Below are 25,246 nucleotides of genomic sequence, written 5' to 3' on the forward strand. Positions count from 1 at the left end.
GATAAAAAGCGCTGCATGTTAAAAGAATATCGAATGAGTTTCAAAGCTATCGCTTCAATCGAGCCAAAATTTCACTGGCTTCTTGCTTCTGTTCTTCGGAACCTGTTTCAAGCACTTCATTCAATAGCGACTCTGCCGATTCGGCATCATCAATCTCAAGATAAGCATGGGCCAGATCCAGTTTAGCATTAATTCCCTGGTCCTTATCCACATCGATCATATCGTCATCTGACGCTACACCGGTGAACTCCTCCAGATTAACATCAATGTTAAGTTCTCTTTCTGACAAAGGTTGTTCATCGTCTTCCAGACTTTCTTCTAAAAGTCTTTCCACATCCAGGAACTCATCGTCCAGATCATCGTCACCCTGCATGCCCAGCTCTGGTTCGGATTCGATAATGTCTGCTGTGTCCTCATCCTCGTCAGACAACAAAGCAGCCAGGTCGATATCGGGATTCTCTGGGAAATCCGGTGTTTTATCATCCGCCGTCTCTTCATTGACCGCAGAGATATCTGCATCATCCAGGGCATCATCAATGCTGCCTAAAATATCTTCAAAACTGGCGTTTTCTAATTCTTCTAATGCGGCGTTGTCATCCCCCTCCAGAGGCTCATCACTGTCATCGACCTCGGTTAAAGCTTCAGCGAGCTCATCAAAGTCATCATCTGTCGTCTCAAATTCAAACTCATCAGGCTCTTCTGCAGAGACCGTATTATCTGCATTGCCATCCAGGTTTTCCTCAGAAGCATCAGCACCAAAAGAAGGGATATCATCTAAAGTATCATCAATATCTGATTCGACATCTTTAACCACTTTAGGTTTGGCAGCACTTTCGTCTTTTTCGTTCGCCCAGCTTTCCAGACTAACGTCTTCAGATGCTTCTAGATTATCTTCCTCATCTTCTTCGCCTAACCATTCTCCAAGACCCGGCAAATCATCTAAATCGTTATCAATTAAACTCTCTTCGTCACCCTGCTCTAAAAAAGCGGCCTCAAGATCATCGTCCGTTAAACCTTCATCATCTGTTTCGACTGTGTCCGAGTCTTCATTTACAGCAGCATCAGCTTCAGGCTCATGTTCAGAAGGTTCGTCATCACCCAGAGTGAGATCGTTTACCGAGATATTCTTGTGAGTATCATCCTGATCATCAAAATCGACACTGGTATCTTTATATCCGTATATTTCGTCTAAATCGCCGATGTCGTTTTCAGGATCGGCTCTTTGTTCTGCACCTTCAGAAAATTCAGCAAGTGCTTCATCGAATTCATCAGTTTCGTCTTCAGCTACAGACGGCTCTGCTTCAGCCTCAGCTTCCAGATCATCAATTGCATCAAGTAATGTGTCATCCTCATCAGCTAACCCTTGCTCAATAGCTTCGGATGTTTCAGTAATATCATTTTCTGCCGGAACCTCTTCCAGCAAAGATTCCTCTGTATCTTCGTCAGCCAGCTCTTCGTCAATCAGCTCATCTTCATCGCTCAATAACTCTGGCTCAGCGGCTTCTTCCATCTCCGGTGTTTCAGCGACTTCGGCATCGTCCTCAAGGCTTAATTCTTTCGGCTCTTCTGCAACTAGCTCTGGTTCACTTTCTGTTTCAGGAGTTTCTTCCAGTGTATGCTCTTCTGATAGCGGCTCTTCCAGCAAAGATTCTTCTAAATCTTCATCAGCCAGCACTTCGTCAAGTAAATCATCTTCGTCGCTTAATAATTCTGGCTCAGATGCTTCTTCAATATCCGGAGTTTCCGCGACTTCGATATCGTCCTCAAGGCTGAATTCTTCCGACTCATCTGCAACTAGCTCTGGTTCACTTTCTGTTTCAGGAGTTTCTTCCAGTGTTGGCTCTTCTGATATAGGCTCTTCCAGCAAAGATTCTTCTATATCTTCGTCTGCCAGCTCTTCATCAAGCAAATCATCTTCGTCACTTAATAACTCAGGCTCAGATGACTCTTCGATTTCTGGTGTTTCAGCGACTTCGCTTGCTTCTTCAAGACTGAATTCTTCCGGCTCATCATCTGCAACTAACTCTGGTTCACTTTCTGTTTCCGAAGTTTCTTCCAGAGTTGGCTCTTCTGGTTGCAGCTCTTCTGATAGCGGCTCTTCCAGCAAAGACTCTTCTAAATCTTCATCAACCAGCACGTCGTCAATCAGATCTTCGTCAATCAGCTCGGCTTCATCGCCTAATAATTCTGGCTCAGATAATTCTTCGATTTCTGGTGTTTCAGTGATTTCGGTAGCTTCTTCCAGGCTGAGCTCTGCCGGCTCATCTGCAACTAACTCTGGTTCACTCTCCGCCTCCGGTGCATCTTCCAGTGTTGGCTCTTCTGATATAGGCTCTTCCAGCAAAGACTCTTCCAAGTCTTCATCAGCCAGCTCTTCATCAAGCAACTCTTCGTCAGCCAGATCTGCTTCGTCGCTTAATAATTCTGGCTCAGATGATTCTTCGATTTCTGGTGTTTCAGTGATTTCGGAGGCTTCTTCCAGGCTGAGCTCTGCCGGCTCATCTGCAACTAACTCTGGTTCACTCTCCGCCTCCGGTGCGTCTTGCAGTGTTGGCTCTTCTGATAGCGGCTCTTCCTGCAAAGACTCTTCCAAATCTTCGTCAACCAGCACGTCGTCAATCAGATCTTCGTCAATAAGCTCGGCTTCATCGCCTAATAATTCTGGCTCAGATGATTCTTCGATTTCTGGTGTTTCAGTGATTTCGGTAGCTTCTTCCAGGCTGAGCTCTGCCGGCTCATCTGCAACTAACTCTGGTTCACTCTCCGCCTCCAATGCGTCTTCCAGTATTGGCTCATCTGATAACGGCTCTTCCAGTAATGACCCTTCCAAATCTTCATCAACCAGCTCATCGTCAATAAGCTCGGCTTCGTCGCTTAATAACTCTGGCTCAGATATATCTTCGATATCCAGAGAATCTTCTAAGTCGTCATCTTCTAATGCTAACTCAGTTGCTGGTTCAGCGACTTCGTCTGTATCCCCAGTTTCTTCAACTTCGACCACAGAACCAGGTTCGTCGTCTTCAACCAGTTCTGGTTGCAACAGATCGTCATCGACAAACTCGCTGGGAAATTCAGCCAGGGAGTCACTCTCAGACTCAGGTTCAGTGATTTCATTTCCCGCTTTTGGAGCACTAAACGCGTCTTCATTAATCTCGGGGATATCATCAAGAGAAAGCTCATCGGGATCCGCTATTTGCACCTCGACAGCATCATCAGTCGAAGACGCCCCAAAGTCTTCTGAAGAAATGTCTGGAATATCCTCCAGGGAAAGTTCGCCACTGAACAGCTTGCTGGTGTCGGCATCTTCGCCGCTATCAGTCTCTTCTGAACCCAGCGCATCTAATAATTGGTGGTAGTCGTCTTCTGACAACTCATTGATAGGATAGTCGGGCGCTTCTGCTTCTGCTTCTGCTTCTGCTTCTGCTTCTGCTTCTGCTTCTGCTTCTGCTTCTGCTTCTGCTTCTGCTTCTGCTTCTGCTTCGTCAGTATCAGGCTCTTCAGCACTGTCTTCAAGAGTTTCATCCGATTCAGCGGGGCTTTCATCAGTTTCTTGTTCCTCTGAAAGCACTTCACCTTCAGAATCAATCATAGATTCAGTTGCCAACTGATCACTATTATCAATCAGTGATTCGGGGTCCTGAACTGGTTCAATATCAGTCTCATCAATAGCACTGAGATCATCATCTAACTCATTTTCATCAGCTTCTGATGCGCTGGTTTCATCGTCAAGTTCGGCCAGCAATTCATCGGCTAAATCATCTGGGATCCGGTCTGCTTCTTCGGCAGTCTCTGCGGCATCATCCAATTCTGTTTCAGCCATTAATTCATCGGCTAAATCATCCGGGATCCGGTCTGCTTCCTCGGTAGTCTCTGCAGCATCATCCAATTCTGTTTCAGCCATTAATTCATCGGCTAAATCATCCGGGATCCTGTCTGCTTCCTCGGCAGTCTCTGCTGCGTCATCCAAATCTGTTTCAGCCATTAACTCATCGGCTAAGTCATCCGGGATCCTGTCTGCTTCCTCGGCAGTCTCTGCTGCGGCGTCATCCAAATCTGTTTCAGCCATTAACTCATCGGCTAAATCATCCGGGATCCTGTCGGCTTCCTCGGCAGTCTCTGCTGCGTCATCCAAATCTGTTTCAGCCATTAACTCATCGGCTAAATCATCCGGGATCCGGTCTGCTTCCTCGGCAGTCTCTGCGGCGTCATCCAAATCTGTTTCAGCCATTAACTCATCGGCTAAATCATCTGGGATCTTGTCTGCTTCTTCAGCAGTGTCTGCGGCGTCATCGACATCCAGTTCGGCCAACAACTCATCTGCTAAATCATCCTGAGTGCTGTCTGGTTCTGAGGAGACCTCTTCATTGTCATCGACACCCAATTCAGCCAATAACTCATCCGCTAAATCATCCTGAGTGTTGTCAGGTTCCGCAGATATTTCTTCATCGTCATCAACTCCCAGTTCGGCTAATAGCTCATCCGCTAGCTCATCCTGCGTGTTGTCAGGTTCCGCAGATATTTCTTCATCGTCATCAACTCCCAGTTCGGCTAATAGCTCATCCGCGAGATCATCCTGCGTGCTGTCTGGCTCTGCAGAATCTTCTTCATCGTCATCAACTCCCAGTTCGGCCAATAGCTCATCCGCGAGGTCATCCTGAGTACTGTCAGCCTCATCGTTGACTTCCTCAATACCCAGTTCAGCCAGTAATTCATCTGCCAATTCATCTTGCACAGATTCAACATCGGTATCTGGTTGGTTAGCAACTATGGTGTCTAATTCGTCTTCTGGAGCAACGAGTTCGTCACTGTCTTCAGCAAACAAATCATCTGGTTCAGACTCATCTGATATCTCGTTTTCATCACCGAAAACTTCGTCATCACCAAAGACCTGATCATCACCAAATGCCTGCTCTGGTTCGTCAATGGCGACATCCGGATCACCGGGTTTTTTATCCGGAGCATCCTGTAGCTCTTCGGTTAACTCGTCGGTTATGTTATCCAGTTGCTCATTTTGCTGTTCGATACTGTCTTCTAATTTTTCAACGGCATCGTCATTTAACAGGCTGTCATCACTAATACCCAATACTTCTTCGGCATCAAATTCGTCAGCCTGCTGTTTTTCCAGAACTTTATTTGCTGGCGCTGGCTCAGACTCAACTTGCTCCTCAGGTTCTGCTTCAGGCTCCGCTGCAACTTCGGATTCAACGTCACTGTCAGTGGCAGCCTCGACAATATCATCGATACTCTCTTCGATTTCATCAAAGTCACTTCCAGCTTCGTCCAATAAATCATCCAGATCGCCAACGTCATCGTCAGCCACCTCTTCACTGAATTCATCCAGAATGTCGTCGGGCATCTCTTCGGCTTCAGATAATTCCACTGAATCGGATTCGCTTTCATCTGATGCAAACAAATCATCCAGATCATCTTGATCCAATAAGCCGCCATCAGATTCACCAAACTCATCATCATCCGACACCAGCATGTCGTCATCGACTTCATCAAAGCTGCCCATCTCTTCTTCGAGAACTTTATCCAGCGAGTCATCCAGCTCTTCGGCAAATTCGTCCTGCAATAGATCATCATCACCAAACAGATCATCATCAGCCCAGTCATCGTCTCCAGCATCATCTATGGTGTCCGTTGACAACTCATCCAGAACATCGGTTTCTTCGCTAATTTTACTGGCAACTTCAGGGGCCGGTGCTGGCGCAGCGGTCTCAATGGCTGGTGCATCATCTCCCTTGCGTTTTAACAGGAACATGGTCATGCCCGCCAATGCAGACAGTGTCAATACCAGGGAAGCAATAATAATGAAGATGTCGGAGGTGAAGAACGACAAGTCTAGTGACTTCTCCTCTTCAGGTTTGGGGGTTAACAGCTCCAGCATTTCTTGCTGGATTTGCAACATCTGTGATTGTTCTATTTGATCTTGGCTGGCCCGCTCTCTTAACTGATCAATTTCCTGATTCACTGTATCAAGGCGATCAAAGATCTTGCGATTTTCATCTAATAAGGATTCGACGCTGGTGATAGACTCGGCAAATTGTTGCCGGATAGCATTGAATTGGGCTTGTTGTTCTTCGTTAATTCGATTGAGTCGAGATTCAATTTCGGTTTTAGTTTCGGCCAGATCATCCCGGTTCACCAATTTAACCGGAGGTTTCAGGTTTACCAAAGACTGTCCAGGTTGCGACTCGGGAGACCAGGCATCATCATCCTGTTCAGATTTGATTTTGGCATTTTGCGCATCAATGCGCGCTATGTAGCGCTCCGATGGCAAGCGCAGCATAGCGCCGTTTTTCAGCGTATTAAGATTATCAGTGGCAAACGCCTCTTTATTGAGTTCATAAATGGCCACCATTACCTGATAGATACTCAGGTTTTTATTCTTTCGGTATCGGTCAGCAATACGCCATAAAGTATCGTCCGAGTCTATCGGACCATAAGTTGCACCAGAGTATTGTTCGGTTGAGTTCTTTGCCCCGCGAATTTCAATCAACTGGTCTGCAGGCTGTTGTGCGGTTGCACTAAAGGAGCTGGAGAAAATTAACAGAAGAAAAGTAATTATGTTGACGCAGTGACGGGCATTTCGAGCCTTTTGCTGCCCGCCTGTCCTGAAGTTAGATTTGTATCCTGAATATAATATACGCACTTAGGTACTTTGCCGTCTTGATTTTATAATATTCGTCAATTTTTTGTTGTTTGTTCTATGACTTATGCCAAAGACTTGGTTAACCGGCATGAGACTGCAAGACTCATACCTAACTATAAACCAGATACAACGAGCAAGCCAATCCCCAACGGAGATCAGTTACTGATTACACTTCACCGATAATACAGTATTCATTTGGTGAGGACAGCAAAAATCAGATTTAATGCCAGTTATTGCAAGTCATCGGCGGTGGCGAAAAAAACTTAAATAAAATAAGTAGTTGCGGAAACGGAAAAAGCAGGATTATGAAAAACGAAGAAGGCCAGCCGGGACAACTGGCCCTTATAAGAATTACAAATAGTCCCTGATTAAGACTTCTGCAATCTGGATACTGTTGGTGGCTGCACCTTTACGCACGTTGTCCGAAACAACCCACAGGTTAAGTCCATTGGGATGGGTAATATCCTGACGCACACGGCCAACAAACACCTCATCTTTGCCACTGGCATTTCCCACCTGAGTCGGAAAGTCTTCACGGTTTTCGAGCAATACCACGCCAGGGGCTTCACGCAAGACCGCTTTGGCTTGCTCAACGTCCATGGGTTGTTGCGTTTCAAGGTGTACCGCTTCACCATGTCCATAAAACACCGGCACTCGCACGGCCGTTGCGTTAACCAGAATGCTTTCATCACCCATAATTTTTTGAGTTTCCCAGCTCATTTTCATTTCTTCCTTGGTGTAATCATTATCCAGGAAGACATCAATTTGCGGGATACTGTTAAATGCAATCTGACGGCTGAAGTTCTCTACCTTTACTTCGCGACCATTTAATAAATCAGCGGTCTGCTTTGCCAGCTCATCCATAGCCGACTTACCAGCTCCTGAAACCGACTGATAGGTAGCAACATTGATTCGGGTAATACCAAATTGATCATGGATGGGTTTTAACGCCACCAGCATGCCAATTGTAGAACAGTTGGGGTTCGCAATAATATTGCGGTTTCTGAAATCAGCGATAGCATGTGGATTGACTTCCGGCACCACCAAGGGAATGTCTGGCTCGTAACGGAAATGTGAAGTGTTATCAATAACCACACAGCCTTGCTCTGCCGCAATAGGTGCATACTTTGCGGAAATGCTACCACCCGCAGAAAAGAAGCCAATTTGTACCTGCGTCCAATCAAATGTGTCCGCATCTTGCACCGTAATCTCTTCGCCCTTAAATGTAATGGTACTACCGGCACTGCGTGCACTGGCCAGGGGATAAAGATTATTGATTGGAAATCCGCGTTCTTCGAGAATCTCAATCATGTTTTTGCCCACCAGACCGGTGGCGCCTAAAACGGCAACATCAAATGCGCGAGACATTTATTTTTTACTCCAGTTATGTTGTTCAGGCCGCTTATTCGGCCAGTTTAAAACCAAGTCCGTAGATTGCCTGTGTCAGCAAAGAATTTCCAGTATTTACTTGCACACTGGAAAATTCTCTTCGAATACCATAGTGCTTTCGGCTATATCTGAAAGATTCATCATCATGAACCTTGCTTCTGAAATTTGCTGTATCAGTTTCAATGTCATAAACCTGTGAGACCAGATTATTAAAACAAGCTTCCTTACTGCCGTCGGCTTCAGACAATTGCAGTTCCGATTTGCCATCAAAAGAAACCTCAGGCAAATAGTCCCACATGCTCTTTGCTGGCCAGTTAAATCGCTGCGCCGCAAAGTTATAAATCATATCAGTACCACGCACCTTTCCTTCCAGGGTATGCCCTGCAATATGCTGTGTGGCAAAGTCCGTTTTTTGAGCCAGCTTAAAATCTATAGACGGCTCGTTTTCCCAGACATCAAAGACACTAAAAAAAGGTTTTCCTTGGTGCAATAATTGCTGCAACGCCTGATTATCCACCACTTCACCGCGGCAAGCATTGACTAAAATCTGGTGAGGTTTTAACGAAGCCAATACCGCTTCATTGAACATATGCAATGTAGGCCAACGTCCAGTTGTTACCAATGGGGTGTGTAAACTGATCACATCACAGTCAAGAATTTCCGCCAGTGCCACCATGGGACGAAGATCGCCAGCAGCCTGTAATGGCGGATCACATAACAAAACTTCAAAGCCCAGATGCACAGCCCGTTCAGCAAGTGCGCTGCCCACATGACCGGCCCCTACGATCCCCAGTTTTTTTCCGCTTAATGACATGCTGTGTTTTGCTGCGAGAGACAAAATTCCGGCTATCACGTACTCAGCTACGGCGATGGCATTGCAACCTGCCGCGGAATAAGCCTCAATGCCGCGACTTTTCAGAAGTTCAAGATCCATATGATCGGTGCCTGCCGTTGCCGTGGCCACCAGGCGCAGCTTTTTAGCCTGTTGCAATAAATCGGAGGTAACTTTGGTGGTTGAGCGAATAAACAGGGCTTCAGCCTCTGTTAGTTGCTCAGCACTCAGTTGGTTTCCTGAAAACCAGGTGACATCAGCCACATCATCGAAAAACGCTTCCCCATAGGTCAGCGTATCTTCACAAAATATTTTCACTGGGGATTTCTGCTTTGTAAAAACAAAAATTATCGCATGACGCGAGACAGGAAAAAACCCAAACAACCTAATTGGCAACGCCGTACATTAAGTTGTCTGGGTTATTGGCGGGACTAGAAGTTCAGGATCTCGACACTGTTACTGTTGAAATCGAACTTATTAATTTTGCCGCATTGCGCGAAGTGGTTATTGCTACTGTATGGTGTGCCGGATTGTTGAATATTATTTTCCCAACCCTGACCATTTTTCACATAAGCTTTCACTTCAAACCAACCATTAACACTGTTACTACAATCCATTTGTACGTCCAGCATCCAGTAGTGCTGTCCCCAGGTGTTCAAAGGCTCTTCGCCAAAACCGTCCACGGCGACTGTTTTAACTGCTCCCCATGAAGAAGGCCAAACATCAGTAGTCCAATCCATCGCTGTACCTTCGGCATAGCTATTCTGTCCGGCTTCGACACCATACCAATCCAGATAAGATTCGTTCGCTTTCCATGGCGCAGTGGTGCTGTTACGCAAATTGTTGTGAGTGATCGACATAGCACATTCAAAATTATTAGTCTGGCAGTTACGCCCTAAAGTATTGTTGGCATAGTCGTGGTCGATGCCACCGCGAATAAACATATCCTGACCACTTTGCGTTTGCGCCCCAATAAAGATCACGGTGCGTTGCCAGTCGCCATTGTTGCCCTGTGTAATCTTAGCGTTTTTGTGAATGGCAAAAGCATCCCAGGCCGCAACATTAGTATTGATAGTACCATCGCCATTGACGGTAATGGTTTCTCCGGAACAGCTACTGCTATCCTGAGACAACTCGCCTTTTAACACGTTACAATACACGCCTGGGTCCATTTGAGTATTGATGGTGGCGCTCATGCTGTAACCTTCTTTGTTGATTGCCACATGGCCAGAATTTCCTCGACCAAAAGCAATCTGGTTATTACCATTATCCCACCAGTCAGTAGTTACCCAGTTATCATTAACATTGTTGCGAAAATCCACACCACCGGCAATGTAACTCCAGCGATGCTCACACTTCCAGTTACTACCATAACACTCCAGATTGCCATTGTTGTGCACTGGCACTGATGGACCGCCTGCATCGGTATCGCCATGGAAATCATAGCTGGACATCACCTTGGGATAACCATAGGGCCAGGCCAACATAAATACATTAGCTAAATCGTATAGTCTGCCATCTTCAAAGGTAATGACATTACCGGCACCACCATGGCCACGTTGATTGTCGTGGTTATCCACAAATACCACCGCCTGATAACTGGGCAAAAATCCCCAGGCTTCACCAAAATTACTTAACCAGGACAGCTGACCATTGCGGAAGGTATTACCTAATTGGGTACTGTATTTAAATTCGGTAACCAGGCCCGTTCCAGTGTATTCAGAGGCTGATATAGCTTCGCCGCCTTGATCGATTACTTCCTGAAACACCAAAGGAGAGCCGTTTACTTTAGATAAAACACCCTGAATATCTCCCACTGACATATGTTTGGAAGCATCAAAGCGAAAACCAGAAACCCCCAGACCGGTCAGATAGTTAAGATATCCAGCCAATGTATCCTGTACATAGCCATCGCTGGTGTCCAGATCGGGTAATCCCACTAATTCACAGTTTTGAACACGCCAGCGGTCATTACCGTAATCTTCCGGATTAATCGTACAAGTGGCGTGAAAGTCTTGTGGGCCATAATTTGGAAATTGTTTATTGCCGTAACTGCTGCCAGCGACCCCGGTGCCGCTACCGGCGGCCATGTGGTTGATCACCGCATCCACATAAATGCCCACGCCTTGAGCATTACAACGGTTTACCATGTCTATAAACTCTGCTTCTGAACCACCGCGGCTTTGAAGCTGATAACTTACCGGTTGATATCGGGTCCACCATTGACCACCCTGAATATGTTCATTAGGTGGCGATACCTGTACCGCTGAATAACCTTTAGGTCCCAAAAAGGTTTCACACTCTGTCGCTACATCTGACCAGCTCCATTCAAATAGATGCACAAATGTCGTATCTGCATTGGCTGCATTAGCCGTTATAGTTGAAGCGACTCCAAGTGCCAGAGCCGTTTTGATTGCGTTCATATACCCTCCAGTTATTGTTACATTTTATTAACACACGATTAACAACCTGGCATCAAGGTAAATAAAGTTCCAATTGAATACGTATGCAAAAGTCGCTGCATACGTATGCGTGAAATCAAGTAAACTCTCGGACGTCATAATCTTAAAGATAGGCGAGTTTGTTGATCCAGATCAGAAAGTCCAGACATCTCCTCAGATAAACTATATCTGTAAAACAAATGGGAGAAACATTATGTTAGATTTATTGTTCAACGATCCGGTGGCCTGGGGTTCTCTGTTAGGTCTTAGCGTAGTGGTGGCGTTGTGTGGTTACTATGTCTATTTGATCATGCACAATACCAACAGCAATCTTTAATTCATTGAAACCCACTATTTGTTGATTATTTTCCACAGAAAATCTTGCAACAACTGTGTCACCTTTTCTGGTGCTTCAATTTGAGGATAGTGTCCTACCGGTAATGAAGTTGTAGGACACGCGGGCAATAATTGACTAAAGCGCTGACGCATATGCTCCCCTGAAATGGGATCATAAGCCCCGTTGATAAAATACATTGGGCTGGCTGTATTTTGCATCGCAGTTACCCAGTCATTTCTACGTTGTTTACGCTCGTCAATGTATTGCAAAATGTGAGGCATTGCCTTAACCCCATCCTTATGCTGCAAAAGTTGCCAGAGTATTTCTATATCCTGCTTTGATGGTGGTGTGTCGCGCCCAAAGATTTTGATAAAACTTTTTTCCAGACTGTTTTTATTGAGCAATGGTACCAACCAGGGCCCCAGTTTACTTTTCAACAGGGTTTGGGTTAACAATGGCCTGTGGCTCTCACTAAACAAACCGCCGTTGAGAAAAGTTAATGAATAAATATTCACATCGACTGTGTTTTTATGAGTAAGCGTCAGCAACTCCTGCGCCACCGAGTTACCGTAATCATGGGCCACGATATGGCAACCGGAAATCTGCAAATGTGCCAGCAATTGGCACAAGCTTAAAGCTTGCTGGGCAATGCTATATCGATAAGGCGATGGCTTATCAGACAAACCGAATCCCAGCATATCCATGGCAATCAAATGATAATCTTCTTTAAGTGCCTGCCACTGAAAATGCCAGTCCCAACTCGCACTGGGGAAACCATGAATAAAGAGAAGTGCAGGCTTTTTTTTCTGTTCCGATTGCCAGTAGGCATAGTTAAAGCCATCTATCTGGATAAACTGTGCTGTTTGTTGGTATTGTTCTAATGTTGGCAAGGGCATTGCGAGTCCTTAGAGCTAATCTTAAAATCACTATAGCTCATTAAATCACAGTAATACTGTCGTTAACCTGACACTCTGAAGGGAAGATTAATTGACCACCAACATTCGCGAGACATTAGCCCAAAATCCTTGGTTCTCAGGCTTGCCAGCAGACTGCCAACAGGCATTGATTTCTGTGGCCAGGATAAAACACTTCAGCGTACATTCGGTGATCCACTGTAAAGGTCAGGCTCCTAACGGCCTGTTTTTTATCAATAAGGGTAAAATTCGCATCAGTAATTTTACTCCTGATGGCAAAGAGGTGGTTTTAACCTGGCTCACGGCTGGTGAATGGTTCGGTGAAATTTCCAGTTTTGATAACCTACCCCGCACTCACAGTGCTACCGTAGATGAGGCAGCCGAACTAACTGTTATTGCACACAAAGACTTCCCCCTGATTTGCACCAAGCACCCTGAGCTTTATCAATACTTTATCCCTTTATTTTGTGAACGTATCAGGTTGTTATTTGAATTGGTTGACGAAGCCCGAACCTTGCCCATCAAGCTACAACTGGTTAAACGACTTCTGCATTTGCAGCAATCAAACAGTAAAAACGAGCCCTTGGAAGTATCCCAGGAGTCGCTTGCGTTGATGCTTAATACCACCCGGCAATCAGTTAATCGCTGGCTGAATGAATTGCAGTCAGAAAATTTGATCCAGCTTGCCTACAATAAAATCTCTTTCAACCATGAAAAATTGCAGTTTTATTTGCACAATGAAGCTAAATGAGGGCTTGTAACTCCTTTATTCAGAATAGATCACAAATCCTCAGAGTTTGCACATTTCTAGCGCATTTCCTTTGCTATGCTTTACCTGTTTATAGATGTAAATAACACGTCAACCTTCGAGTGCTTTTTCCGTTGAATTACCTGTGGGATGTCTCCGATACCCACCGATTGACGGCCATGAGAATGATTTAAAACAGGTACTGTAAAAATATGTTAGCCAAACGACTTATGTTAGTTGCCGCTATTCAGGCAGCGATATCCAGCTCAATTTCAGCCACGCAATATGACTATGATGGCGACAACATTGCCGATGTTGCCGTCCGTCGCAGCAGTAACTTTATGTGGTATGTGCAAAACTCTGACGATCAGAATTTCAATTCTGGGAATCAAGACGGTATTCAGCGAACTCAGTTTGGTAAAAATGAAGCGGATATTCCGGTACCCGCGGATTACGATGGGGACGGAATTACGGATTTTGCTGTACGTCGTCCATCCACTTACACCTGGTACGTCAGAAACTCATCGGGAGACAATACCAACTCATCCCAGGAAGATGGTATTCAAAGGGTAACCTTTGGCAGAAACTCGGATGATATACCTGTTCCTGCAGACTATGATGGCGATGGCATAGCTGATTTTGCTGTTCGCAGGCCTTCCAATTTCACTTGGTATATCAAAAACTCCAGTGGCAGTAATTTTAACTCTGAAAAAGAAGATGGTATTCAGCGGGTTACTTTTGGCCGCAATAGTGAAGATGTACCGGTACCAGGCTTTTACGATGAAGATGAAATTGCCGATGTCGCGGTATGGCGGGCGTCAAACAGCACCTGGTATATCAAAAACTCCAGTGGCAGTAACTACAATTCAACCCAGGAAGATGGTATTCAAAGACTAACCTTGGGAGAAGAAGGCGATATTCCAGTTCCAGCCGATTATGACAATGACGGAATCACTGACATAGCGGTGCGACGGCCTTCCACTTTTACTTGGTATATACGCTATTCCAGCGATGGCGAGGTGCGGGAATTTACCTTAGGGCTTGATGAAGCAGATATTCCAGTGCCTGCCGATTACGACGGGGATGGCGCAGCCGATATTGCAGTAAGACGCAGTAGCAATCAGTACTTCTATATTCTCAACTCATCAGACGGTGAGATTCAGCGCATTAACTTTGGCAAGCAAGAAGACGATATTCCAGCCAATGCCCCCATTACAGAGATTATCGCCAAGTTAAACGCGGTAAATTCCGAGCAACAAAGCAATACAGCCCCCGTGGCAGATGCTGGTAGTGACCAGACAGTAAATGTGGGTGATTTAGTGCAGCTCAGCGGCGCCAATAGTAGCGATGTGGATGGTGATGATTTAACCTACAACTGGTCCTTTAACACTATGCCTGAAGGCAGCACTGCGGCACTAAGTAGCTATACTTCGATCTCCCCCACCTTTACAGCCGATGTCAGTGGTAACTTTGAGCTATCCTTGATTGTCAGTGATGGTACTGATAGCAGCACAGCAGATTCAGTGACCATCACTGTTGAAGATATTGTGTTAGAAAACACTCCTCCAGTGGCTAACGCTGGCGCAGACCAACAGGTATCGGTGAATGAACAGGTAACTTTATCAGGAAGTGGCAGCTCTGATGCTGATGGCGACTCCCTAAGCTATAGCTGGAGCATTTCCAGTCAACCCGCCAGTAGCACAGCCTCATTAAGACGAAGAGCCTCGGATAGCCCTACCCTTACGCCCGATGTAGCAGGTAGTTATGAAATCCAGTTGACGGTTAGTGATGGCACAGACTCCAGCACTGACGATGTAGTGATTACTGCCATTAACGACAACACCGACATAAAAGATATTGAATTTGTTAACCGCAGTGGTGACTGTGCCGATTATGCAGGTACCTACTACGCAGAAGTCACCGACGTAAAAGAGTCGGCCGATTTTACCAATAGCGTGGTTATCAGTGCCGCGACTAACAGCTGTGATTTGGTAGTGAATGAGATCCCAAATCACGATTTTAACGCTAGTGGTAATTTTGCCACCAAGGTATCGGAGCAAAATGGCGATTACACTATTAGCCGCAATCCGGCATTTGCCAATAGCGTTACAGAACTCTCGCTAACCACCAGTAATGCCATAACCCTCAATGGTGTACTCATTGATTTATTGGCTGCTGCTTGTTACGGCGTGGGTAACGAGCCTTTGGGTGAAGAAAAGATAGGCTGTAACGATAGCCAGATAGACAATCCTTGGCGTTATGATCCCATGTCCTCTTTGAACGTGTTTGGTACCGATGAGCACAACGCCCATTCGCAACCCGATGGAACCTATCATTATCATGGCGATCCGTTAGCCATGTACGATCTGGATTGTGAAACCTCGGGCGTGGCATCTCCTGTTATCGGCTTCGCAGCAGATGGATTTCCAGTTTACGGCCCTTGCTTTAGCGATAACGGCTCGGTTCGCAAGGCGGTCCCCAGTTATGTACTGAAATCTGGTGAACGACAAGATGTAGCAGGTTACACCACCCCCGTAGCAGGCCAGGGAGCCGTCGCCAGCTCGCAATATGACGGTCAATTTACCGGCGATTGGGAATACTCTGTCGGCAGTGGTGACCTTGACGAATGTAATGGTATGGAAGTCGATGGCCAGTATGGTTATTACCTTACAGACAGTTACCCATGGGTACTTCGGTGTTACAAAGGCACGCCAAATTCGTCTTTTAGTAAGACTGGTGGACGAGCACTGAAGAATCTCCTGCATCGCCATGAGCCCAATGGAAAAGCTCACAGACACTAAATAATAAATTGGGGAGCAAAGCTCCCCTTTGCTTTTAAAATAATGCAAAGGAACAACAATGAAACCAGCTAAAATAATCCTGTCAGGGATCATTGGCCTGTTAATCTCAGCTCAGTGCGCAGCCACCGAGTTTGACTATGACGGTGATGGCAAAGCAGATGTCGCCGTGCGACGACCTGATACCCAGTATTGGTATGTAAAAAACTCTGGATCTCTGGATTTTAATTCAGAGCGTGGCGACGGAATTCAGCGCACCCGATTCGGTCTGTCTAATTCTGACATACCAGTTCCGGCGGATTATGACGGTGACGGCATCACCGATTTTGCGGTACGCCGTCAAAGTAACTACACCTGGTATGTACTGAACTCCTCTGGAGACAACACCAACTCGGTCAAAGAGGATGGTATTCAACGGGTTACCTTTGGCAGAAGCGCCAATGATATTCCGGTACCCGCTGACTATGATGGTGACGGTATCGCCGATTTTGCCGTGCGCCGCCCTTCCACCTTTACCTGGTATATCAAGAACTCCAGTGGTAGCAACTTCAATTCAAGCAAAGAGGACGGTATACAACGCGTTGTTTTTGGCAAAAATGCTGATGATGTGCCTGTAAAAGGTGATTTTGATGGTGACGGCAAAGCAGACATCGCAGTAAAGCGCTCGTCTAATGGCTATTGGTATATTCTTAACAGCAGTGGCGATAACACCAATTCCAGCCGAGAAGATGGCATCCAACGTATCAAATTTTCTAGCGATGAAACCGATATTCCGGTGCCTGCTGACTATGATGGCGACGGTATAACCGATATTGCCTACCGCAATCCGGAAAATTTTACCTGGTATATTCGCAGTAGTATTGATGGTTCAATCACGGAAATTGAGTTTGGCTTACACCCAGAAGATATTCCGGTACCCGCAGACTACAACGGTGACGGCAAGGCCGAATTAGCAATCCGCCGGGCAGGTGATCAGACCTTTATTATTTACAATCCTAATGTTTTCCCGGATACACCGGGTCGTTCAGCAGTTCAAACTGAAGACGAAGACGATAGTGAAACCGTCAGTTTTGGCGCTAAATCGGGTGATATCCCCATTAATGCCAGTACCGATCAGGTAATGGAAAAACTCGATGATACTAACGCCAATGGCGATGACAATAACAACATCCCCGATGCCAACGCCGGCGAAAACCAAACGGTCAACACCGGCTCTCAAGTGACATTAGATGGCAGCGCTAGTAGCGATGATGATGGTGATACGCTCACTTACAGTTGGACCCTGCGCTCAGCACCTGACGGTAGCTCAGCAACATTGAATAACAGTGACACTGTCAGTCCAACCTTTACGGCCGATCTGGATGGTAACTATATCATTTCACTTGTAGTGAATGACGGTACTGATGACAGTGCTGCGGACAGAGTCAGAATTACCGCAGAAACCAGTAACAGTAATACAGCGCCTGTGGCTGATGCCGGTGAAGATCAAACTGTCTCCGCGGGAACACGGGTTGAACTGGATGGCTCCGGCAGTTTCGATGCTGATGGCAACAGCCTGACCTATACCTGGTCATTTGTGACCTTGCCAGAAGGTAGTGCTGCAACACTGGGCAGAACCAATATCCAATCCCCCAAATTTACCGCCGATTTGGCGGGCAGTTACACTCTACAGCTTATCGTCAATGATGGAACCGAAGACAGTACAGCTGATACCGTTACCATCTTAGCTGAATCAGTTATTACTAATAGCACGCCGGTTGCGGATGCCGGCGCTGATCAATCTGTCAGCGTCGGAGACTTAGTTTCTCTGGATGGTTCAGGCAGCTCTGATTCAGATGGTGATACGCTTACTTATAACTGGCAATTTGTCAGTTTTCCGGGTGATAGTGATCTCAGCCTCAGCAATGCTGAGACAGCGACGCCCTCCTTCACCCCTCAGGTAGCAGGTGATTATGTGGTTTCTCTTACCGTCAACGATGGAACAGAGGATAGCGAAGCTGACACAGTAACCATTACTGCCTCAGCCGTGAATGTTGCTCCGGTTGCTAATGCAGGCAGTGATCAGGCGGTCAATGTCAATGATGTAGTGGCGCTAAATGGCAGTGGCAGTTCCGACAGTGATGATGACAGCCTCTCTTATAGCTGGAGTTTTAGCAGTAAACCCGCTAACAGTGCGGCATCAATCAGTAACAGCAACAATGTGAACGCCAGTTTTACTGCCGATGCCGAGGGCAGTTATGTGGTTTTATTGACTGTTTCCGACGGTGAAGACAGCGATTCTGATAGTGTGACTGTTACTGCTACCCAGGAAGCCGTCTCTGAAACAGACAACGAATCCATCCTGACTAACAGTTTTGACGCTGAACGCTTCGCTGCGTCAGCCGATGAAATTGTCGCTGCCAGACCTTATGTAATGGTGGATTTTATTGATCACGACAGTGACGGTGGCAACGATGCAGCTCTGTTGCAATCCAATGGTGTCCCCTTTACTTATGACTATGATTACACCACCTCGGATGCCGACAATATCAGCGATACCTGTTTCGACGACCCTAACAATGGACCCGACGAAGCTGACAGCGGCGGTTGTTATCCTATTGAAGCCAGTGTCCGGGCCTTTGTTATCCCCGTAGAGCCAGAATTGGCCAATTCCATCACAAACATCAGTTCAGATCAGCACTCCGGTATGGCAATATCCGGTGCCACTTTCGAATTACCGACTGCACCATCGCCAGAAGACAATGCCGGTTACGCCATTACCAACGTCTATGACGAAGGCTGGGAAGTACTTGACGATTGCAATGGTCATTCAGGTTATCAAGGCGCACCGTACCATTATCACGGTGATCCCACCTACCCGATTAATGATGGCACTAATGAGCACACGATCAGCGCCACTGAAGCATCTCAATGCTTGCCTGATTATGAATTGCTGGTTGATGAAGACACAGGACATGCGCCTCTGATTGGTTACATGGCTGACGGTTTCCCTATCTATGGTACAGATGGTTATAATATTGATAGCAGCAATCCAATAGATGAGTGTAACGGACATTTCTCTGCAACAGGTGAATATCCAAACGGCATTTATCACTACCACGCTTTGAATTATGACGCCGTTACTGCCAATGGCACGGGTTCCCGCAATGAAGTCCCGCCGTTGCCGGAATGCCTGAGCGGTCATGTCTGGTTTGTTCCGGAATACCACTCACCAGAGTTATCAGATTCGGATAAGCGTGCAATTGATTCAGAAATTACGGTAGAAAGCACCGAAACAACCGTTGATGCTTTAACCCTGGCAACAGCCTTTGCCGCCAATCGATTCTCAGCAACCAGTACCGCTGAAGCGCGTCCATACGTGTATGTTGGACTGATTGACTGGGATTTTGATGGCAGTAATGACACCGCGTTACTGCAGAGCAATGGTATCCCCAGCCAATACGACTATGACGATTCAACTTCCGACAACAATGATATTCAGAATGTCTGCTTTGATGACCCACAGGGCGGTCCAGATACCGGCTGCTATGCGCTGGACGCAAACAACCGGGTATTCTTGTTTTCACTCAACCCAACGATTGCCTCATCAACCACGGCAATTGCTGACGAAGATCACAGTGGTATGGCAATTACAGGAGGTACCTTTGCCCATCCCAACGAAGACTCCCCAAGTGGTGAAGGTTATGCGGTATTGAATACCTACGACTCTGACTGGGAAGTACTGGATGATTGTAACGGCAATGCCAGTTACCTGGGCGGCCCTTATCACTATCACGGCGATCCCACCAATGTAAACCGGGATCAGGTGGATGAGCACACCGCCACTGCCGCTCGTGCTGCAGGGTGTCTGCCCGACTTTGACAACGAAGCAGATGACACCAACGGTCACGCTCAGGCGATTGGTTTTATGGCTGATGGCTTCCCGATTTATGGTGAATCCGGATATGATTCTGATGATAGTCTGGATGAGTGCAACGGTCATAGCGGCGTCACACAGGAGTTCCCGGATGGTATTTACCACTATCATGCCATTTCTGCTGATACCGCTAATTCTGAAGGATTGGCGCCATTACCTACCTGCCTGAGCGGTAATGTGTTGTATTTGCCCAACTACCCTGCTCCAGAACTGTCTGAAGCCAGTAATTAAGGAAACATATATGCTAAAAACAGGGATGTTAAACCCTATTATTTCTGGTCTCCTGACTATGCTATTCGCCTCTGCCTTTATGGCAAAGGCGAATGCCGCAGCCCCATTCATTGTGCTGGAAGCGAGTCCTGATGGCCCCCGAATTAAATACAGCGATGCGCAGGGCAAACTACAAACCCTGTATCGTTTAAAGCGGGGCAGCCAGCTATTCCAATTTAGTCACGCCAAGGGACGCCCAGAATTATTATTAGCCTATGCCCCATCAAGAACCGGACAACAGGGAATATGGCGACTAGAGTACACGCTTAAACCGGGTAAAAAAGCGACGGTGCGGCTCACGCCAGTGTTAACGGATGACGACACCAAGACCTGGTTTTTTGACCCGATTTATAATGCAGCACAGGATCAGATTTATTTTGTTTCTGCCAAAATCGACAAGGCCGAACAAAGAGCCTCAAAAGATCTGAACTTAAAGCTGTTCGATATTAAAACCGGAGAATCCCAGCTCATCGCCAATCAGGCTTCGCATCCCGCCATTTCTGAAACAGGTCAGTTTTTGCTGTGGCAACAGCAAACTAACCAGCAAACCCAGTTGGCTATTCAATCGCAAAGCCAAACCAATCCAATACTATTTCAGGTGAATTCTAAGCCCCTGAAATTGCACTTCCCTGTTATCAGTGAAAGCCAAAAATCATTATATTTTCTTTCCACAGAAGCATCTCTGTTCACCGGTATACCCGGCCTGAGCCGAGCCTTTGCACACCCAGGTAGTCAGCATCAGGATTATTTTCTATGGCAACTGCCGTTAAACGCTACTGACTTTAGGCAAGCTCAATTGTTGTGGCAGTCTCAGGAAGTCAGAGGGATAGATATCACCGCGGATGGCAATAGCATCGGAATTGTCGACGATCACGGCATACAACTATTCCATCCCGAATCAGGCAATACTACTCCACTAATATCAGGTCGCCATTTCTGGAAGTTTAGCTGGGTCAAGTGACACTCTTACCCACAACGGGGGTTTTTAACTAAATTGCCATAAAGTCGCTCTATACTTTCGCAATCCATATTTAAGGTGTTGACTGAATGGCTAACTCATTCACCTGGGGCGCTGCGGCCGCCAGTTTTCAAATCGAAGGTTCCTCAAATGGACAAGGACGTGGTCGGTGTGTCTGGGACATGTTCTGTCAACAACCGGGAAAGGTGCGAAACGGGCACAATGGCAATAACGCCTGCAACCACATAGAGTTGATGGAACAGGATGTTGCTTTGATGGCGGACATTGGCCTTCAGGCGTACCGGTTTTCGGTTAGCTGGCCACGAGTACTTCCAGATGGCACCGGGAAAATTAACCAAAGCGGCCTGGACTTTTATGACCGTCTGGTGGATACCCTGCTGGCCAACAACATTGCTCCCTGGGTCACATTATTCCATTGGGATTACCCCTATCAGTTGTTCTTACGGGGTGGCTGGTTAAACCCTGACAGTTCAGACTGGTTTGCCGAGTACACCCAAGTTATTGTCGAAAAGCTTTCTGATCGGGTCAGTCACTGGATGACCCTCAATGAGCCTCAGTGCTTTATTCACTTTGGGCACCACACTGGCTACCACGCACCTGGGCTAAAACTCGGCTTTAAAGAAGTGCTCTGTGCCGCGCACAATGCATTAAAAGCCCATGGCAAAGCAGTGCAATGCATCAGGAGCCACAGTAAAAAAGAAAGCAAAATAGGTGCAGCACCGGTAGGTCATGTCTATGTACCAAACCGGCCTACTGAACATTGCATTGCCGCGGCCAAACAAGCGACTTTTGCCATCAAGCAACAGGATTGCTGGAACAATACCTGGTTTGCCGACCCGATGTTTTTGGGTCAATACCCGGAGGACGGATTAACCCTACATCAACAATACCTTCCCGATTTTGGTCCGGAAGACATGAACATCATTTGTCAGCCTCTGGACTTCTATGGTGCCAATATTTACACCGCCGAGACCATCGCTTCCCAGCAACATGGCGAAACACACACCGTGCTGCCTTTGCAAGGCGATCGGTTCACCAGTATGGACTGGCACGTAGTGCCGGATAGTTTGTATTGGGCCAGCAAATTTTTTCACGAACGCTACAAGGTTCCCGTCGTCATCACTGAAAATGGCATGGCCAATCACGACTGGGTGGACGATACGGGGCGAGTGCAGGATCCACAGCGTATTATCCTGTTAAAACAATATACCGATGCGCTGTTAAAAGCCCGGGCTGAAGGTGTCGCTATCGAGGGCTATTTCGTCTGGTCCATCATGGACAATTTTGAATGGGCACTGGGATATGATCGACGATTCGGTTTAGTGCACGTTGATTATCAATCACTGAAACGCACCATCAAGGACTCTGGCTATTGGTACCAGGAGCGCATTAAAAAACCACTCTGATATTCACTTTTATGACTTTTGGCACATGTAAATATGAATAGTATCAGCCAGAATAAGCTGACTAAATTACAAAAACCTCTAGCCATGAACACAAATCAACAACGAATAGTTGCCATGGATGTCCTCCGTGGCTTTGCTTTGCTGGGCATTTTGCTGGTGAACATTCAATCTTTCGCCATGCCGGGTGCCGCTTATCTGAACCCTACAGCCTGGGGAGATTTATCGGGAATCAACTTTGCAGTCTGGTCTGCAACTCATGTGTTTGCCGACCAGAAATTTATGTCCCTGTTTTCGATGCTGTTTGGTGCCGGGATTTTATTGTTTTGCGATAAAGCCGAAGCCAAAAACTCATCCCCTGCCCGACTGCACTATCAGCGCACCTTCTGGTTACTGGTATTTGGCCTGTTGCACGCCTATTTATTTTGGTATGGCGATATCCTGGTAAGCTACGCCTTATGCGGTTTTCTGGTTTATCTGTTGCGCAACAAATCGGTCACCACCTTACTGGTGGTGGCGTTTCTGTTCATGTTGATTAGTAGCGGTTATTCACTGTTGGTAGGAGTAAGTCTGAGTGATTTTCCCGCCGAGGCTAAAAGCGGCATGATGGAAGCCTGGGCCCCCGGACAACCGGAATTGCAAGAAGAGATATCAGCCTATCTTGGCAGCTATGCAGCAGCATTCGCGTTTCGCGCCGAAGAAACTCTGTTTATGCAAACCTATGTATTTTTTACCTATTTTTTGTGGCGTGCCTCAGCCATGATGTTATTGGGTATGGCACTGTATAAATCCGGATTTTTCCATCTCAAGTGGCAAACTGCGAACTATGCCAAACTCCTCTTTGCGGGCGTTGCCATTGGACTGGTATTGGTGGTATTGGGAGTAAAGAACAATCTGGCCAATGCCTTTTCACTGGAATACAGCATGTTTATCGGCAGTCAGTTTAACTTTTGGGGCAGTGTTTTTTTGGCGCTTTGTTACGCCAGTGGAGTAATGTTAGCGGTTAAATTTGCATGGTTTAAGGCACTTCAAAATCATCTGGCCGCAATCGGGAAAACGGCTTTTAGCAATTACATTCTGCACACCCTGGTGTTTACCACATTATTTTATGGCTATGGTGTTGGATTATTTGGCGAAACCGAGCGCTGGCAACAACTGTTAATGGTTTTCGCCATGTGGTTGTTGCAATTGTGGCTGGCACCACTGTGGTTAAAGTACTATCGATTTGGTCCACTGGAATGGGCATGGCGCAGCCTGACCTATCGGAAAGTGCAGCCCTTCAGAAACTGACCGTCATTTAAAAAAATGCAGGGCCAATGCCCTGCATTCAATAATATTAGGTCAGATTATCCCGGATACTTTTCAAATACCAGAGTGCTATTGGTCCCGCCAAAACCGAAGCTGTTACTCATAACACGAGCCAGATCTGCCTGACGCGTTTCAGTAACGATATCCAAGCCCTGAGCCTTTTCGTCCAGCTCTTCAATGTTAATAGAAGGCGCAATAAAACCATGCTCCATCATTAACAATGAATAAATTGCTTCATTAGAGCCAGCAGCTCCTAGTGCGTGACCTGTCATGGCCTTTGTGGCACTGATAGCTGGTGATTTACCCGCGAAGACAGTCTGAATGGCTTCCAGCTCTTTCACGTCACCAACCGGTGTTGAAGTACCATGGGTGTTCAGATAATCAATATCACCGTCTACAGTAGACAAAGCTTGCTGCATACAACGCAATGCGCCTTCACCAGAAGGTGCCACCATATCGTAACCATCCGAGGTAGCGCCATAACCTGTGATTTCTGCATAGATCTTAGCTCCGCGAGCCAAAGCATGTTCCAGCTCTTCCACCACAACCATGCTGCCACCACCAGAGATAACAAATCCGTCGCGATTGGCATCATAGGTACGAGACGCCTTTTCAGGGGTATCGTTGTATTTGGTAGACAATGCGCCCATGGCGTCAAATTCCATGGCCAGAGTCCAGTGCACTTCTTCGCCACCACCGGCAAACACTATATCCTGCTTGCCTAACTGAATTTGCTCTAATGCAGCACCAATACAGTGAGCACTGGTAGCACAAGCGGAGCTTAATGAGTAGTTAACCCCTTTGATTTTAAAGGGTGTGGCCAGACAGGCTGAAACCGTGCTGCTCATGGTCTTGGTTACCATGTAAGGTCCCACGCGTTTTACGCCTTTTTCACGTAAAATATCGGCAGCCAGTACCTGATTAGCAGAAGATGCGCCACCTGAGCCGGCAATCAAACCTGTGCGCACATTGGACACCATTTCTTCGGTGAGTTTGGAGTCTTCAATGGCTTCCTGCATAGCGATATAAGCATACGCAGCGGCGTCTCCCATGAATCGAAGCGTTTTGCGATCAATATGCTCTTTTACATCAATATTAATATCGCCCCAGACATGACTGCGCAGGTTGAGATCTTTGAATTCCTGAGCCGTCGAAATACCAGAGCGACCTTCTTTCAATGAATTTAAAACTTCCTGCTTATTGTTACCAATGCTGGATACGATACCAAAACCGGTGATTACCGCTCTTTTCATATT

General features: G+C 46.6%; 13 protein-coding genes. 7 read left to right on the forward strand and 6 right to left on the reverse strand.

Translation table 11 applies throughout. From position 1 onward, the window contains the following. Positions 1-46: 46 nt before the first annotated feature. The 4 genes from ACXAD8_RS08350 to ACXAD8_RS08365 all read right to left on the reverse strand — a co-directional run bounded on the left by ACXAD8_RS08350 (position 47) and on the right by ACXAD8_RS08365 (position 11,299). Positions 47-6,502: a FimV/HubP family polar landmark protein gene (locus tag ACXAD8_RS08350; protein ID WP_475227193.1), complete on the reverse strand. Its 6,456-nt coding sequence runs from the start codon at positions 6,500-6,502 to the stop codon at positions 47-49. Positions 6,503-7,006: 504 nt separating this feature from the next. Then, positions 7,007-8,023, reverse strand: coding sequence for an aspartate-semialdehyde dehydrogenase (locus tag ACXAD8_RS08355; protein ID WP_475227195.1), 1,017 nt, complete (start codon positions 8,021-8,023; stop codon positions 7,007-7,009). 34 nt (positions 8,024-8,057) lie between these two features. After that, entirely contained in the window at positions 8,058-9,194 is a 1,137-nt protein-coding gene (locus tag ACXAD8_RS08360; RefSeq protein ID WP_475227198.1) for a 4-phosphoerythronate dehydrogenase, read from the reverse strand. A 113-nt stretch (positions 9,195-9,307) separates the two neighbouring features. Then, positions 9,308-11,299: an alpha-amylase gene (locus ACXAD8_RS08365; protein WP_475227200.1), complete on the reverse strand. Its 1,992-nt coding sequence runs from the start codon at positions 11,297-11,299 to the stop codon at positions 9,308-9,310. Between the two features lie 232 nt (positions 11,300-11,531). On the opposite strand from ACXAD8_RS08365, the gene ACXAD8_RS08370 reads away from it, so the two are divergent. Then, positions 11,532-11,654, forward strand: a complete 123-nt coding sequence (locus ACXAD8_RS08370) for a hypothetical protein (RefSeq protein WP_475227202.1) — start codon at positions 11,532-11,534, stop codon at positions 11,652-11,654. Positions 11,655-11,668: 14 nt separating this feature from the next. Here ACXAD8_RS08370 and ACXAD8_RS08375 read toward each other — a convergent pair whose 3' ends face one another. After that, a complete protein-coding gene (locus tag ACXAD8_RS08375; protein WP_475227205.1) occupies positions 11,669-12,550 on the reverse strand; it encodes an alpha/beta fold hydrolase in 882 nt (293 codons plus the stop codon). 91 nt (positions 12,551-12,641) lie between these two features. Here ACXAD8_RS08375 and ACXAD8_RS08380 point away from each other — a divergent pair, with 91 nt between their 5' ends. The 6 genes from ACXAD8_RS08380 to ACXAD8_RS08405 all read left to right on the forward strand — a co-directional run bounded on the left by ACXAD8_RS08380 (position 12,642) and on the right by ACXAD8_RS08405 (position 23,972). After that, complete coding sequence (locus ACXAD8_RS08380; RefSeq protein WP_475227207.1) at positions 12,642-13,319, forward strand: Crp/Fnr family transcriptional regulator; 678 nt, start codon at positions 12,642-12,644, stop codon at positions 13,317-13,319. A gap of 209 nt (positions 13,320-13,528) precedes the next feature. Then, positions 13,529-16,117 (forward strand): YHYH protein, encoded by a 2,589-nt coding sequence (locus ACXAD8_RS08385; RefSeq protein ID WP_475227209.1) that lies wholly within the window; start codon positions 13,529-13,531, stop codon positions 16,115-16,117. Positions 16,118-16,175: 58 nt separating this feature from the next. Next, positions 16,176-20,261: a PKD domain-containing protein gene (locus ACXAD8_RS08390; protein ID WP_475227212.1), complete on the forward strand. Its 4,086-nt coding sequence runs from the start codon at positions 16,176-16,178 to the stop codon at positions 20,259-20,261. Positions 20,262-20,271: 10 nt separating this feature from the next. Further along, entirely contained in the window at positions 20,272-21,261 is a 990-nt protein-coding gene (locus tag ACXAD8_RS08395) for a hypothetical protein (protein WP_475227214.1), read from the forward strand. Positions 21,262-21,347: 86 nt separating this feature from the next. Further along, entirely contained in the window at positions 21,348-22,685 is a 1,338-nt protein-coding gene (locus ACXAD8_RS08400) for a GH1 family beta-glucosidase (RefSeq protein ID WP_475227216.1), read from the forward strand. Positions 22,686-22,718: 33 nt separating this feature from the next. Beyond that, complete coding sequence (locus ACXAD8_RS08405; protein ID WP_475227218.1) at positions 22,719-23,972, forward strand: DUF418 domain-containing protein; 1,254 nt, start codon at positions 22,719-22,721, stop codon at positions 23,970-23,972. A gap of 56 nt (positions 23,973-24,028) precedes the next feature. On the opposite strand, the gene fabB is transcribed toward ACXAD8_RS08405, so the two are convergent. Further along, positions 24,029-25,243 carry a beta-ketoacyl-ACP synthase I gene (gene fabB / locus ACXAD8_RS08410; protein ID WP_475227221.1) on the reverse strand — a complete coding sequence of 405 codons (1,215 nt, stop codon included), beginning with the start codon at positions 25,241-25,243 and terminating at the stop codon, positions 24,029-24,031. Positions 25,244-25,246: the final 3 nt, after the last annotated feature.

It is taken from the genome of Planctobacterium sp. AWH2_060, assembly GCF_056158425.1.

What these genes read in the sequence shown, in the direction of transcription:
- ACXAD8_RS08355 (WP_475227195.1), bottom strand. Translation starts at nt 8,023, where the DNA reads ATGTCTCGCGCATTTGATGTTGCCGTTTTAGGCGCCACCGGTCTGGTG.
- ACXAD8_RS08365 (WP_475227200.1), bottom strand. Translation starts at nt 11,299, where the DNA reads ATGAACGCAATCAAAACGGCTCTGGCACTTGGAGTCGCTTCAACTATA.
- ACXAD8_RS08370 (WP_475227202.1), top strand. Translation starts at nt 11,532, where the DNA reads ATGTTAGATTTATTGTTCAACGATCCGGTGGCCTGGGGTTCTCTGTTA.
- ACXAD8_RS08375 (WP_475227205.1), bottom strand. Translation starts at nt 12,550, where the DNA reads ATGCCCTTGCCAACATTAGAACAATACCAACAAACAGCACAGTTTATC.
- ACXAD8_RS08385 (WP_475227209.1), top strand. Translation starts at nt 13,529, where the DNA reads ATGTTAGCCAAACGACTTATGTTAGTTGCCGCTATTCAGGCAGCGATA.
- ACXAD8_RS08390 (WP_475227212.1), top strand. Translation starts at nt 16,176, where the DNA reads ATGAAACCAGCTAAAATAATCCTGTCAGGGATCATTGGCCTGTTAATC.
- ACXAD8_RS08395 (WP_475227214.1), top strand. Translation starts at nt 20,272, where the DNA reads ATGCTAAAAACAGGGATGTTAAACCCTATTATTTCTGGTCTCCTGACT.
- ACXAD8_RS08400 (WP_475227216.1), top strand. Translation starts at nt 21,348, where the DNA reads ATGGCTAACTCATTCACCTGGGGCGCTGCGGCCGCCAGTTTTCAAATC.
- ACXAD8_RS08405 (WP_475227218.1), top strand. Translation starts at nt 22,719, where the DNA reads ATGAATAGTATCAGCCAGAATAAGCTGACTAAATTACAAAAACCTCTA.
- fabB (WP_475227221.1), bottom strand. Translation starts at nt 25,243, where the DNA reads ATGAAAAGAGCGGTAATCACCGGTTTTGGTATCGTATCCAGCATTGGT.